The sequence below is a fragment of the Micromonospora sp. NPDC049679 genome (assembly GCF_040659735.1).
Classification (GTDB): Bacteria; Actinomycetota; Actinomycetes; order Mycobacteriales; family Micromonosporaceae; genus Micromonospora_I.
On the sequence record NZ_JBFANZ010000069.1, the window covers coordinates 1 to 13980 of the forward strand.

Annotated in this window: 12 protein-coding genes; 6 read left to right on the plus strand and 6 right to left on the minus strand. The window is 67.1% G+C overall.

What is annotated here, in order from left to right:
• Positions 1–105: 105 nt before the first annotated feature.
• Both AB0J06_RS25590 and AB0J06_RS25595 read right to left on the minus strand, forming a co-directional pair.
• A complete protein-coding gene (locus tag AB0J06_RS25590) occupies positions 106–1146 on the minus strand; it encodes an NAD(P)-dependent alcohol dehydrogenase (protein WP_357432114.1) in 1041 nt (346 codons plus the stop codon).
• Positions 1147–1617: 471 nt separating this feature from the next.
• On the minus strand, positions 1618–2079 hold the full coding sequence (locus AB0J06_RS25595) for a hypothetical protein (RefSeq protein ID WP_357432116.1): 462 nt from the start codon (positions 2077–2079) through the stop codon (positions 1618–1620).
• A 335-nt stretch (positions 2080–2414) separates the two neighbouring features.
• Between AB0J06_RS25595 and AB0J06_RS25600 the strand changes: the two genes are divergently transcribed.
• Positions 2415–3383, plus strand: a complete 969-nt coding sequence (locus tag AB0J06_RS25600; protein WP_357432118.1) for a helix-turn-helix transcriptional regulator — start codon at positions 2415–2417, stop codon at positions 3381–3383.
• On the opposite strand, the gene AB0J06_RS25605 is transcribed toward AB0J06_RS25600, so the two are convergent.
• Together AB0J06_RS25605 and AB0J06_RS25610 are read right to left on the minus strand one after the other, a co-directional pair.
• On the minus strand, positions 3372–3905 hold the full coding sequence (locus AB0J06_RS25605) for a tetratricopeptide repeat protein (protein ID WP_357432120.1): 534 nt from the start codon (positions 3903–3905) through the stop codon (positions 3372–3374). The genes AB0J06_RS25600 and AB0J06_RS25605 overlap by 12 nt on opposite strands.
• Positions 3906–4028: 123 nt before the next feature.
• On the minus strand, positions 4029–4391 hold the full coding sequence (locus AB0J06_RS25610) for a nuclear transport factor 2 family protein (RefSeq protein WP_357432122.1): 363 nt from the start codon (positions 4389–4391) through the stop codon (positions 4029–4031).
• 388 nt (positions 4392–4779) lie between these two features.
• Between AB0J06_RS25610 and AB0J06_RS25615 the strand changes: the two genes are divergently transcribed.
• From AB0J06_RS25615 to AB0J06_RS25635, 5 genes are all read left to right on the plus strand, one after another.
• Positions 4780–5082, plus strand: a complete 303-nt coding sequence (locus AB0J06_RS25615) for a hypothetical protein (RefSeq protein WP_357432124.1) — start codon at positions 4780–4782, stop codon at positions 5080–5082.
• An 86-nt stretch (positions 5083–5168) separates the two neighbouring features.
• Entirely contained in the window at positions 5169–6263 is a 1095-nt protein-coding gene (locus AB0J06_RS25620) for an L-dopachrome tautomerase-related protein (RefSeq protein ID WP_357432126.1), read from the plus strand.
• 103 nt (positions 6264–6366) lie between these two features.
• Positions 6367–6786 carry a VOC family protein gene (locus AB0J06_RS25625; protein WP_357432128.1) on the plus strand — a complete coding sequence of 140 codons (420 nt, stop codon included), beginning with the start codon at positions 6367–6369 and terminating at the stop codon, positions 6784–6786.
• Positions 6787–7351: 565 nt separating this feature from the next.
• Positions 7352–10624: a ThuA domain-containing protein gene (locus AB0J06_RS25630; RefSeq protein ID WP_357432130.1), complete on the plus strand. Its 3273-nt coding sequence runs from the start codon at positions 7352–7354 to the stop codon at positions 10622–10624.
• A gap of 68 nt (positions 10625–10692) precedes the next feature.
• Positions 10693–11697: an ABC transporter substrate-binding protein gene (locus AB0J06_RS25635; protein WP_357432132.1), complete on the plus strand. Its 1005-nt coding sequence runs from the start codon at positions 10693–10695 to the stop codon at positions 11695–11697.
• A 117-nt stretch (positions 11698–11814) separates the two neighbouring features.
• Here AB0J06_RS25635 and AB0J06_RS25640 read toward each other — a convergent pair whose 3' ends face one another.
• Complete coding sequence (locus AB0J06_RS25640) at positions 11815–12288, minus strand: SRPBCC family protein (protein ID WP_357432134.1); 474 nt, start codon at positions 12286–12288, stop codon at positions 11815–11817.
• Positions 12272–12616 carry a metalloregulator ArsR/SmtB family transcription factor gene (locus AB0J06_RS25645; RefSeq protein ID WP_357432136.1) on the minus strand — a complete coding sequence of 115 codons (345 nt, stop codon included), beginning with the start codon at positions 12614–12616 and terminating at the stop codon, positions 12272–12274. The genes AB0J06_RS25640 and AB0J06_RS25645 overlap by 17 nt, the downstream gene beginning before the upstream one ends.
• Positions 12617–13980: the final 1364 nt, after the last annotated feature.

The following is a 13980-nucleotide window of genomic DNA, read 5'->3' on the forward strand; positions in this document are numbered from 1 at the left end:
AACGCCAGTTCGAAGCCCTTGGCCTGGCTCTCCGAGCCGGCGACGAGGTCCTGCCGCGGATCGACCGCGCCGTCGAGCACGAACGCCCGGACGTTCTCGCGCAGTTCAGTCGGTCCCGGGAACGAGGATTCCGCGGCCGACCAGCTTGCCGGTCTCGAGGTCGTGGATGGCCTCATTGACCGCTTCGAGCGGGTACGTCTTCGTGTGCAGGGTGACGTGGCCCTGTGCTGTCAGTGTCATCAGCTCGGCCAGGTCGTTGTAGGTGCCGACGAGGTTGCCGACGACGTTGATTTCCCGTGAGACCAGCTCGATGGTCGGGACCCGGACCTCTGCCCCGTAGCCGATGGCGTAGTAGCTGCCGCGGTTACGCAGCATTGCCACGCCCTGCCCGGGCGTCGACTGCTCGCCGACGAAGTCCATCACGACATGGGCACCCCCGCCGGTGATGTCCTGGACCCGGCGTACGACCGACTCCGCGCTGTCATTGGCCTCCACGGTGTGGTGCGCGCCGATGGCGCGGGCCAACTCCAGCGCCGGCACGGAACGGTCGACCACGGTGATCGTGGCCGCGGTGGTTGCCGCGAGCACCTGGACGCCGATATGCCCCAATCCGCCCGAGCCGATGACGACGACGTGCGCGCCGGGCGTCAGCAGTGGCTGGGCCTTCCGCACGGCGTGGTACGCGGTGAGCCCGGCATCGGCCAGCGCGGCCACCTGGACGGGCTGCAGACTCGCGTCGAGCTTGACGACGGCGCGGGCATTCGACAGCAGGAAGTCGGCCATCCCGCCGTCGACGTTCAGGCCGGGGAACGTCGCGTTCTCGCAGTGTGAGTCCTCGCCGAGCCGGCAGGCGACACACAGGCCACAGGTGACCAGCGGATGCAGGATCACGGCATCGCCGGGCGCCACATTGTGGACGGCGCTACCGACCTCCCGTACCCAGCCGGCATTCTCGTGACCCAGGATGTAGGGCAACGAGGGCTTCTGGATATCCGCCCACTGGCCTTCGATCACATGCAGGTCGGTACGGCAGAGTCCGGCCGCGCCGATCTGGACGAGGACGTCGAACGGTCCCGTGACCTTGGGTTCGGCGACCTCATCGACACTGGGTTGGCCGCCGTAGGAATGAACGCGAACAGCTTTCATGGTTACCTCTCGTGACGGGGCGTTAGTGGACGCCTGATACCTGATCCTGCTCTTGCCTATGCGGTCGGGCGGCGATTGCTCGGAGGACCCCGATGAACGACACGATCGCCCACACGCCCTCGAGTAGGAGGAACCCCCACTGTCTGCTCTGCGCCGCCTGGACGGCCAGCACGGTGGAGCCCGCGAGATTCATGAGGGTGTAGGGCAGCGAGGCCGGCCCGATCCGTCCGAATTGAGCGAGGGCGAACGGTATCAGGACCAGCAGGGATGCAGAAACCTGAATGGCCTGTCTCATGTCAGTGATCCCGGCCGGGCATCAATTCGACTTCTGATCGGACCAGCATGTGCATGTCGCCTCCGGGCTTTGTGGATTGGCGAAACGGGGTGGTTGCGATCGGTGACGTTGTTCGGAACCCTGCGCCCGGGGCCCGGATTCGTGAGCGGCCCCGGCCCCGGGCATCCGGTTCACGGCTAGAGCTGCGGCGCGTCCAGTTCGCCGGTGCCCTCGAGGAAGCCGATGAAACGAATCGGGCCCGACGGAGGAAGCTTCGTGCCGAGTTCATCTGCCATGTAGGTCAGGAACATGTCGACCTTCCCGGCCGCTCCCTTCCACTTACCCGTACCTGAGGCGAAGGTCCACGTTCCCCGGTCCACGCCGTCGCGGCGATACCACTCGGTGCGGCCGCGCAGCACATCTCCGTCGCTATCCTGAAACTCGAGAGCGCCGAATCCGGACGGCACCTCACCGTCGTTGTCCATCTCGTCGACGCCGATGATGCGCATCTTGAGGTAATGCGCTGCCCCGCCCTCAAAGGTGAACCGACACATGAAGATGCCTTGGTACGACCCCTGAAGGATGGACTCGTCGACCCGGACCGGGGTGGACCAGTCGGCGTGTCCGCCTGATGCGATCTCGACACGTTGCGATGCCATACATCTCTCCTTATCGGAACCCGTTGTGCTGATGCGTCAGTTATTGCATGGGCGGGATGGCGCGGCTACTGGCCGATTGACCGGCTCCACGAACGGGAGGATTGGCTGATCGGCCACTTGCCCGTTTCGGCGTATCGCGCGAGGTTCGAGGCGCGGGTGGTGCGACCACGGCCCGGTATGGTACATGGGGGATTTTTCGGAGGAAATGCGGCAAATAGGGGGGTGTTCGGATGAACGTAGCTCGGATGTATCCGTACAAGCACATAGAGAGCCCGCTCGCCACGGTGTCACGCATTGGTGCGACCGCTTCCTCCGCCGCTACGGCGTCAGAGCGCATGCACGAGATCCTCGACCAGCTCCGGACGCTCATTCCCATCGAAGGCGCGATGGTCTCCGTCGTCGATCCGGTGACCGGCCGCAGAAAGGTCGTCGCCAACGTCGGGTACTCGGCCTCCACCGAGACGTACCTCAACAGCGACGAGTTCCACACCGAGATGATCGAACCGTTCAGTCTGCCCCGCCGCGGCTCGGCGGTGCGCCTACGCGACCTCCCGGTCGACCCGCTGAGCCTCCGCTGCGTCGCGGAACACTGGCTCCCCGCTGGCCTCCTCGAAGGCGCGCTGAGCGCGCTCGTCACCACCGATGGCCGGTACGTCGGGTTCATCGACATCTCGACCGGCGACTACGCGCATCCGTCCGACGAAGCGACCAATGTCGTCGGCCACCTGGCGCCCATCCTCGCTAACGTGGTCGACCCCCTGCAATCAGCACGATGGTTGGCATCGACACTTGCCGAGGACTGCGTCGCCGTCGCCCTGCAGAGCGACGGGGACGTGATCCCGCTCCGCGGCACGCTGGAGTCGGGGATGCTCGAGCCCCGCAGCTCGTTACGTCCGACCGTTGCCCGACTGCTCAGCGGCAACCTCGGGTCAGCGGCGTTCCTGTGGCCGACGTCCGACGGTGGCTGGTATGCCTGCCGCGCATTTCGCTGCCGCGACTACTTCGTCGTGCTGGCCCCGAAAGCGGTGGGCGGTGACCACGATCTCACGAAGCGTGAGCTGGAGATCCTCACCCTCCTCATCGAAGGCAGCTCGAACGCCGAGATCGCAAGCAAGCTGTGGATAAGCACCCGCACCGTCAGAGCCCACGTCGAGCACATCCTCGAGAAGCTCGCCGTTCCGACCCGCGCCGCGGCTGTCAGCCGGGCGATGCAGGACGGACTGCTGCTCTCACCTGAGGTGCTGGCGGATATGGACTCCCGTCAGCGGTTGGCCGCGCGTCTGCGCGGACGATCAAAAAGGTAATGCGCAGCTGGCACCGGCGTCCCGCTGGGCCTGCTCGGCCTCATCGGTGCGTCCGAGCCGGTCCAGCAGGGCGGCGAGCCGAAATCGTGCGAAACGATCCCCGGCGGCTACCGTGTCCCGCCAGGACCGCTCGGCTTCGTCGGTACGGCCCTGCTCCTCCAGGAGGTTCGCATACCGCCACCTGGCCCGCCGATCGCCGGCTGCGACCGCCTCCCGCCAGACCTGCTCGGCATCGTCGATGCGCCCGAGCCGTTGCAGCAGGGTGGCGAGCTGGAGGCGGGCAAACCAGTCGCCGGCGGCTGCCGCCTCCCGCCACACCGCCTCGATCTCATCGATGCGTTCCAGCCGCTCCAGCAGGGCGACAAGCCGGAACCGGGCGAACCGGTCGCTGGCGGCCACACCGTCCCGCCATACCTGTTCGGCCTCGGCCATGCGGCCCTGCCTCTCGAGTAGGTCCGCATGCCGCCACTGGGCGAGCGGGTCGCCGGCGGCTACGCCATGCCGCCACATCTGTTGGGTCATCTCGATGCCTCCCTTGCTCTTCCGCTAGAACGAATGCCCCGGTGGCGCGGGGCAGCAGCCACGACCCGCTTGCCGCCCCTGCGCGGGACCCGTTGGCCGCGCGGCGAAGGGGGACGTGGCTGTTCATACCGCCGGTCGGAAAAAGTGCGTCCGTCGATAGGCGATCTGGACGCCGAGGAACCCGTATACGTCACACCAACGTTCCTCGAGCGGCTTTCTCGCATGGGACCGGCCCGCGAAGGAGCCCCAGGCGGTTGCCTGCGTTCCCTCTACCAAAATGCCGGCGACGTCGTGCGAACCCGTCGCGATTACGCGCTTTTCCGTGTAGAAGCGCCGCAGTTCGTCCTTGCCTCGAATCGCTTCATAGCCGGGGCGTTCATATACCGCGCCCTCGTGGAACAGGCGCAACACCTTCTCGATATCGTTCGCGTCGATGGCCGCGAAGTAATCGCGCACGACGGCTCGTAACGCCTCTGTATCCGCCACTCGGTACCTCCGGTCGAGACAATGGCCCGCGATGGTCTGCGATTCATCGCAGGAGAAGCCAGGCCATCCGCGCGATCGGCTGATCTGTCCCGCAGTTGCATAGCAGGACGATCCGTTCTGCTCCTCGGTGCGGTTAGGAAAGGGTTGCCTGGACCGTGCACTGCGCTCATCGTTTCACTTCCGGGCCCGGCGCCTCATTGGCCAGTCGACCGATATGGCAGCGCGCCATTGCCCCGATGGTCACTGCATATACCGCACGCGCTGATCGAGCGGGTCGCCGCGGATGACGAGACGCCCGAGGAACCCGGTGCGGTGCGGGCGCGTGGGAACCATCGCGCCGAGCACCGGTGTGCAGGAGGATCCGCTGGAGGGATACCCGTGACGGTCAATGCGGCGCTGCCGTACCGGCACCCCGTGTCCGAACAACCGGATCGCCTACTTCACGCTCGTCGCCGGCGGCATGATCGACACGTGGCCGGTCCTGCACCCTGGCCAACCGGGATATACCGCCGGTCTGGGTGATGACCTGACGCAACCGGCCGACGACGTCGAACACCGCATCGACATGGTGTTCTTCCGTGGGCGGATCGTCCCGGTCTCGAGTCGGGTCTTCGGCGCGGAGCGGCAGACCCGCGGCGGGCGGTGGGCCTCAGACCACCTCGGCTACCTGGCGGTACTGGCCCTGCGATAAGGCCTCGTACGGCAGCACACGGGCCGGTGGGCATGACCTCACAAAGCGGGGGGATTGACCGACCGCATCCCGGGTACGCGACCCAGGTGAAGACCGACGAGCCCATCGGCGCCCTGGAGACCGTGGCGACCTTCGACGGGCCCATGCCCACCGGGGTCACGGTCTCCCACACCGGGCGGATCTTCGTCAACTATCCGAAGTGGGGGGACGAGGTGCCCGCCACCGTCACGGAGGTCACCGACGGGCGGTGCGTGCCCTACCCTGATCAACTCCGCAACGCTCCCACCGCGGACGACGACCGGAACGCGTTCGTCTCGGTCCAGAGCGTGGTGGTGGATCCCCTCGACCGGCTATGGGTGCTCGACACCGGCTCGCCGATGTTCAAACCGACGAAAACCGGCGGCCCGAAGCTGGTCTGCGTCGATCTGGCCACCGACACCGTGCGGCAGTCGATCGTGTTCCCGCCCGAGGTCGCGCTACCCACGACGTACCTCAACGATGTCCGCTTCGATCTGCGCCGCGGGGACGCGGGCGCCGCTTTCATCACCGACTCGTCCGACCAGGGGCCCAACGGCATCATTATCGTCGATCTGGCCACCGGTGAATCCTGGCGGCGGCTGCATGATCACCCCTCCACCAAGGCCGAGCCGTTGCACACCTACCGGCCCGTGGTCGAGGGCCGATACTTCATGAAGCGTCCGCCGGGCGCCGAGCCGCAGCCCGTGACCATGGGCTCCGACGGGATCGCGATCTCCGCGGACGGCACCCGGCTGTATTACTGCCCTCTGATGTCGCGGCGGCTCTACAGCGTCGATGTCGAGGCGCTGTGGAACCGTACGCTCGACGATGCCGCGGTCGCGGCGACGGTGGTCGACGAGGGCGACAAGGGAACCGCCTCCGACGGTCTGGAAAGCGACGACGCGGGCCGGCTCTACCTGACCGCGTACGAGCACAACGCGGTGCTGCGGCGCACCGCCGACGGTCGCTACGACACCCTGGTGCACGATCCCCGGCTGCTCTGGCCCGACACCATGTCGGTCGGCACCGACGGCTATCTCTATGTCACCGCCAACCAACTGCACCGTCAGCCGCTCTACCAGCATGGCAAGGATCTGCGCGACCGGCCGTACGCGCTGTTTCGGGTGCGGATCGACGCCGGACCGGTCCTGCTGCGTACGTAGGCTGGCTCGGCGAAATAACGCATCTGTCGACGCCCACCTGCTTGGCCGGCTCCGGCAGTGCCAGTGTCCGGCACGCGGCCAACGGAGCTGTCAGGATCGTGGGATGGACGTCCTGAGCAGCCGGATCTTGTTGCGCCCCGCCGACCCGAAGCGCAGCCAGCGCTTCTACCGCGACGTACTGGGCCTGGCGGTCTACCGGGAGTTTGGCTCCGCGGCCGATCCGGGGGTGGTGTTCTTCCTCGGCTCCGGATTCCTGGAGGTTTCGGGCCGCTCGCCCGGCAGCCCCGGACAGTCATTGATGATCTGGGTCCAGGTGCGGGACGTTGACGCCGAACATGCGCGGTTGTCCGCCGCCGGCGTGCCGGTGACCCGGGAGCCCCGCACCGAGCCCTGGGGGCTCATCGAGATGTGGATCGAGGACCCGGACGGCGTACGGATCGTGCTCGTCGAGATCCCTGCCGAGCATCCCCTCCGCCGCGACCCACGGGGATCCTCCCAGCCGTCTCCGCCCCACGGTGAGTAGCGGTTCGAGGAGCCGCGCCGGTGCGCGGTCGTGAAGCGGGTTCCCCGTGGCCACCGGATCAGGAAAGCGGTTTCTGAACCCTCGTCGTCGGGGCCCCGTGTGGCCGCTTTTCGCTCACGCTGCGTTGAATCCACGACGGTGGTGGATATTGCGATGATCATTCTTATGGAAAAAGGAACTCACGGCATTTCCTGGAAACGGATCAACGGTTAGCGCCCGTTGTCGAGGCGCCGTGACCTGTGCGTGCCGTACTCGGCTGGGCTGTCGAACCCCAGGCCGGCGCGCTCAACACAGGCCCGTCGGGCGCGCCTGCCGACGCGGCACGGGCACGGCCCGCGCGAATGCATTTGCGTCTGCGCGACCGGGGGGAGTGCGGCGTGTACGTCGGCCCGGGTCGGATGTGGACGTCAGGCATTCACCCTTGACCATATCCCGAACCATCGTCTACTTTGGTAAACGCTTTCCTTGGAAAGCGCTTACCAGGGGTCGTCTTCGAGGTTACGCATCCGTTCGTGGTTCCCAACCCCACCTGGGAGAGAACATGGATCGCAGCGCTACCCCCCGAATGAGACGTCGATGGGCACCGGCGGCGCGGTTCGTCGTCGCGTTACTCGCCGTGCCGTTACTGCAGGTCGCGTCGCCCCCGGCGAACGCGCAGGGAAGCCAAGCCCCGCGCTTCCATGTGCTGGTGTTCTCGAAGGTGACGAACGTCGAGCACGAATCGATCCCCGCTGGGATCGCCGCGATCAGACAACTCGGCAGGCAGCACAACTTCGCCGTGACGGCGACCGCCGACGCGCACGTCTTCAGCGACAAGCGGCTGCGGCCGTTCGACGCCGTCATCTTCAACAACACCAACTCGACACCGGAACGGGGGAATCTGCTCAACGCCGAGCAGCGGGCCGCGTTGCAGCGATTCATCCAGGGCGGGGGCGGCTACGCCGGCCTGCACTCCGCCACCGCGAGCGAACGCGACTGGGACTGGTACGCGGGCCTCGTCGGCGCGAAGTTCGAAAACCACCCGACGCCACGCGCCGGGCGCATCGAGGTGCTCGATCGGGTACATCCGTCGACGAAGGGGTTGCCGCAACTGTGGGAGCGCGAGGAGGAGTGGTACAACTGGCAGGCCTCGCCCAACGGCAACGTGCACGTCCTCACCGAGCTCCGCACCACCGACAATCCGGCCGGGCTCAATGAGGGGCCTGAACATGCGCACTCCTGGTGCCAGGTCTACGACGGTGGCCGCTCGTGGTACACCGCCAGCGGGCACAACAGTTCTGCGTTCTCCGAGCCGTTGTTCCGTCAGCATCTCCTCGGCGGCATCGAGTGGGCGGCCGGCGCCGCGGGCGGCGACTGCGGCGCGACGGAGTGGGGCGGCTTCAGGAAGGTGCAGCTCGAAGGTGACGCGAACCTGGCGGACCCGTTCGAGCTCGCGCCGCTGCCCGACGGGCGCGTGCTCTACATCCAGCGCACCGGTCAGATCAAGCTGATCCACCAGGACCAGAACCCGCCCACCACCACGCTCGCCGGTGACCTCCAGCTCCACCTGGACACCAAGCAACACTCCGACGGGCTCATCGGGCTCACCATCGACAACGACTTCGCGGACAACGGCTGGGTCTACCTGCTGTACACCGATCCGGTCGTGCCGGAGCCCGCCCAGGCGCGGGCCCACCTGTCCCGGTTCACCCTGGTGGGTGACGTGCTCGACATGGCCAGCGAGAAGCGGCTGCTCTCGTGGCCGGTCCGGCGAAACGAACTGCGCGCGAACGTCCACATGGGTGGGTCGCTGACGATGGACGACGACGGCAACCTGTACGCGTCCACCGGTGACAACACCGACCCGTTCGTGCAGCAGGGCTACTCGCCGCTGGACGAGCGCGCGGGCCAGGGCGCGGCCGATGCCCAGGCGACCTCCGGCAACACCAACGACCTGCGGGGCAAGATCATCCGGATCCGTCCCGAGGACGACGGGACCTATACGGTCCCGCAGGGCAACCTGTTCTCCGGCGCGGAGGAAGGCGGCGGCAAGACCCGCCCGGAGATCTACGCGATGGGCTTCCGGAACCCGTTCCGCATCACCTACGACGAGGCCGCCGACGCGTTGCTCGTCGCCGACTACGGTCCGGACGCGACCACCACCAACCCGCTCCGCGGCCCCGCCGGCATGGTCGAGCAGAACCGCATCACCAAGGCCGGCAACTACGGCTGGCCGTACTGTCTGGGCCCGCACATCCCGTACGTCGACTACGACTTCGCCACCGGGCAATCCGGGGAGAAATTCAACTGCGCCGCCCCGGTCAACGACTCGCCCCACAACACCGGTCTCCACAACCTGCCGCCGGGTCAGACACCGCTGATCTGGTACGGCAACGCGAGCCAGGGATGGGGTCGCACCGAGTTCCCGGAGATTCCGCCGAGCGGGGCGCCGATGGCGGGCGCCGTCTACGAGTACGACGCGAAGCTCACCTCGAACACGAAGTTCCCCCAGTACTACGACGGCAAGTGGTTCATCTCGGAGTACGGCGGCAACTGGTACAAGACCGTCAGTGTGCTCACGGAGCCCGCGCCGAGCGACGTCTTCACCCCCGGTCGGCCGGGCGACCTTCTGTCGATCAACTCGTTCCTGCCGACCATGAAGTTCACGTCTCCGTTCGACGCCGAGTTCGGCTCCGACGGGTCCCTCTACGTCATGGACTTCGGCAGCGGCTCCGGCGTCGGACGCGGCTCGCACAACAAGGGTTCGGGCATCTACCGCATCGACTATGTCGGTGGTGAGCGGGTCACCGGGCCGCGGGACCGCTGCATGTGGGGCTACCGCTCCTCGTCCACCGTCTCGTTCGGTGCCGGGAGGGCGCACTCGGACGTGCCCAACTACGACGTCGGTGACGGGTGCACGATCATGGACGTCATCTGGCACGAGTCGCGGTTCGCCAACCACGGCGAGTTCGTTGAAGCGGTCACGCGGATCACCAGCGAGCTCAGGACGAACCGGGTCATCACGCAGCAGGAGCGCTCCCGCATCGTGAGCGCCGCGAACAGGTCCGACATCGGGAAGGAGCAGCAGGTCGCCCGTAACCGGGTGGTGGCCGACGACAACATCGGGCTGGTTCTCTACACGGTGCGGGCCACCATGCCATCCGCGCCGGAAGCCACCCTGAAGGCGTTGGCCGACTGCGGCTTCCGCAACGCCGAGCCCTCCGGCAGCGTGAACAACTACTACGGCAAGACCGCGACGGCGCTGGCCCCGCTGGTCGCCGACGCCCGCATGTCGGTTCCGTCCATCGGTGTGAGCCTGAGCAACCTCGAGAACAACCTCGAGGGAGTCATCGCCGATGCGAAGGCGTTCGGCGCACGGTACGTCCGCATCTCGGGCTCGGGTTCGTGGCGACCTGCCGACTACGCGGCGCTGGCGACCACCCTCAACGCGGTGGGCGCGCGGCTCAAGCAGGCCGGCCTCACCGTGGCCTATCACAACCACGGGTTCGAGTTCACCGTGCACAACGGCGTACGCGGGTACGACGTCCTGCTGCGTGAAACCGACCCGAGCCTGGTCGCCATGGAGCTCGACCTGTACTGGGCGGCAAGCGTCGGGGTCGACCCAGTGGATCTGATCAAGCGGTACCCGGGACGCTTCTCCCTGTTCCACGTCAAGGACATGGCCGCTGACGGTTCGTTCGCCGATGTGGGGGAGGGGACGATCAACTTCGCCCGCATCTTCGCCCACAGCGAGATGGCCGGCGTCGACTACTACTTCACGGAGAACGACAGCCCGACCCCCGACGGGGTCTCGTCGGCCTGCGACAGCTACGCCAACCTCAGCAGGATCCGTTACTAGGAACGCGCGCCGTCCCGCCCTTGCAACCCCACTCCGTGACAGTCGGACATGCTTCAGGAGGCGCCACCATGAGACGTGTTGCGATCACCGCCGCCGCGCTCCTGCTGTTGGGATCGGTCGCCGCGTGCGGCGCCGGTGACGAACAGTCGACCGGCAGCGGCGGCAAGAAGAAGGTGACGCTCACCTTGAACTGGGTGCCCTACGGCGAGCACGCTCCCTTCTACTACGGGCTGAAGAAGGGCCTCTATGACGCCGAGGGCATCGAGCTGACGATCAAGGCGGGCGGTGGCTCGGGCAAGACCATCCAGGCGGTGGCACAGCAGCAGACCGACTTCGGCTGGGCGGACACCCCACCGCTCCTCAAGGCGATCAGCAGCGGGATGAAGGTGAAGAGCGTCGGGGTGTTCCTGCAGAAGGGCCCGGCATCCATCGAGTTTCTAGCCGACAAGGGGATCACCAAGCCGGCCGATCTGAAAGGCAAGACGGTCGGCGGTACGCCCGGCGACGCCATCTACGCCACCTTCCCCGCCTGGCTGAAGGCCAACGGCGTCGCCGCCTCCGAGGTGAAGGTGGTCAACCTGGACGCGGCCGGGAAGATCGCCGCGCTGGCGGAGGGCCAGGTGGACGCCATCCAGGGGTTCTTCCACGACCAGGCGCCGACCATCGAGGCCAGGACCGGGAAGAAGGTCGACTACCTGCCGTACGCGGACTGGGGCATGAACATGCTCGGCACCGGCGTGGTGGTCAACGAGAGCACGCTGAGCAAGGACCCGGAGACGGTCAAGGCGTTCATGCGGGCCACCCAGAAGTCGTGGAGCGAGGCAGCCGCAGACGTGCCCGCCGCCGCGGACGCGATGACGGAGCTGGCGGAGAACGAGCCACCCAGGGAGGTGCTGGTCAGGCAGTTGACCCTCGCCGTACCGCTGCTCGCCGTCACCGGCGGCGGCCTGCCGGGGGTGAACTCGGAGGCGAAGTGGACCGAGACGATCGGCTTGATGAGCCAGTACGCCGAGCTCAAGGATGCGGGTGCCCCGTCGAAGTACTGGGCCGACTCGTATGCGACCACCCCATGACGCGGAGATCGCCGCAGCCTCAGCGAGTCCGGTCGGCGTCGAGGTCGCAACCGTGACGTACGCGGGTGCCGCCGTCACCGTAGCCGCAGCCGGTGACGGCGGCACCCGTGGTCTGGCTCAGACCAGCGTGCTCAAGTGCTTGTCGAGCGCCGCGTACGACTCGGCGGCCCCCTGCGCCATGCCCGAGTTGAGCATGCCGTCGCGCTCTTCCGTCGTATCGAAACGGGTCGTGCCGGTCACTACGGTCCTGCCGTCCCGTTCTTCGAACACAAGCGTATCGACGGCGACATGGCCCGGCATGCCCTCGAACTCGAACGTCTGGACGATGCGCTCCGGCACCACGATCTCGCGGAACTCGCCGCGGAAGGCGTAGTCGTTGCCGTCCGCGGCGTGCTCCACGAAGCGGTAGTGACCGCCCACCCGAAAGTCGATCTCGACGTCGAGCGGGTTGCCGCGGCCCCACCACCGCTTGAGGTGCTCGGCCTCGGTGTGCGCCGCGAAGACCAGGTCGCGCGGGGCGTCGAGGACGCGGGTGAGGGTGATCTCGTAGTCGGACGGGACGGTGACGGTCAGGTCACTGATCTCGCTCATCGGTGTTCCCCTTCAGCTCGCGCAGGTAGCCGTCCAACGTGTCGTAGCGGTCGTCCCACAGCCGGCGATACTGATCGACCCACCGCGCGAGGTCGCGCAACGGTGCCGGCTCGAGCCGGCACCGCCGCCACTGCGCCTCGCGGATACGGGTGATCAGCCCAGCCCGTTCCAACACGCTCAGGTGTTTGGAGACGGCCTGCAGGCTCATCGGGAACGGCTCCGCCAACTCGTTGACCGTCGCATCGCCGGCCGCCAGCCGGGCCAGGATGGCCCGACGGGTCGGATCCGCGAGTGCGGCGAACACGGTGCTGGCCGGATCTGCTGTCATCAGTGCTCTCAACCACGTGGTTTATTAACCGATGGGTTGAATATATGCCTGGCGGCGGGACTGTCAATGCACTTCGTGGACCACCCGGTTCTGCGGCCCGCGACATGACCCAGAGCCTGGCTCGCGATGGGCTCACCGGCTCGCGTGTCCGCGTCCTGTGCGAACTGCGTCAACGAGGCCCGACGACACCACGCTCGCTCGCCGACGCCCTGTTCTCACCCGGCTCCGGCGTCCAGGGCCTTTCCCGCCAGATTCGTGAAGACGACCAGTGACAGACACCGGCCGAAGACCGGGCGGATCATCGGACTGGTGATCGGGGTCTACGGTCTGCTCTGGATGATCGGACTGCTCGCCAGCCTGCGAGTGCACCCCACATCGTGGACGAGTCCGGCCTGCGGTGTGAGGAGGTTGGCGGCGTTGGTGGGGCGCACGACGGCGCCTGGGGAATGGCGGCGCCGGGACGTGCGTTGTCACCGTCGCTGCCCGGTGAGCGTTTGCCGGCTGGGCGCCGATGGCCGAAGGCCGGAATGGGCTCGGAGCTGCGGCGTTGAACTTGACGTCGCGCGTTTCAACCCATCGGGCGCTGCCATCTCTCCGCACGGCGCGGGGAATGCGGCGCGTGACGGACGCGCTCAGTCGACGACAGCGCCGGCGCCCGCATCTCCGGTTCCGCGCTGCGGGACAGGGGGAATGCGATTCCCGTCGGTGGCGTTGGACCTGCCGTCGCGTCGACCAGCCCGCGTGGGCCGGCTGCTCTTCCCGCTGGTTCGGGGAATGCGGCACGCCGCCGTGGCGTTGACCCAGGTCCCGCAAGTACCGGTTCGCCGGGGAGGCGGGGAATGGGGGGTCGCGGGGCAGCGTTGGACTGTTCGGTGTCACCGAGCCGCGAACGGGCGCCGGGTTGTTGCCCGGGTCGCCGGGAATGCGGTGCGGGGCCGGATCGTTCAGCTACCTGCAGCCTCAGGGCCGTGACAGGCCGGCGCGTTCTCCGCGGTAGTGGGGAATGCCGGGGGCGCGAGGGCGTTGAAGACACCTGCGGTCTCGCCCGTGATGGACGCTCCACCGGAGCGACCGTCGCGCGAGTGTGACGTGGGACATCCGGCGGCGGATTTGCGTTTGCGGCCGGGTGGGCGTAACTTTCTCTCTGCCCGCAGGGATGCCGGATGAACGCCGGGATAACGCGGGAGATCAGGCAGGTGGCGCGCAAGCGCCGGCCTTGACTGACAACCAACTTCCGAAGCAACTACCGACGGTGTCGGTGTCTGCTTCTGTGTGTTTGTTCTTTGAGAACTCAACAGGGTGCTTGATAAGCCAGTGCCAATTTGATTTATTCCCGGGCCGGCTGGAATCGTTTACGGTTTTGG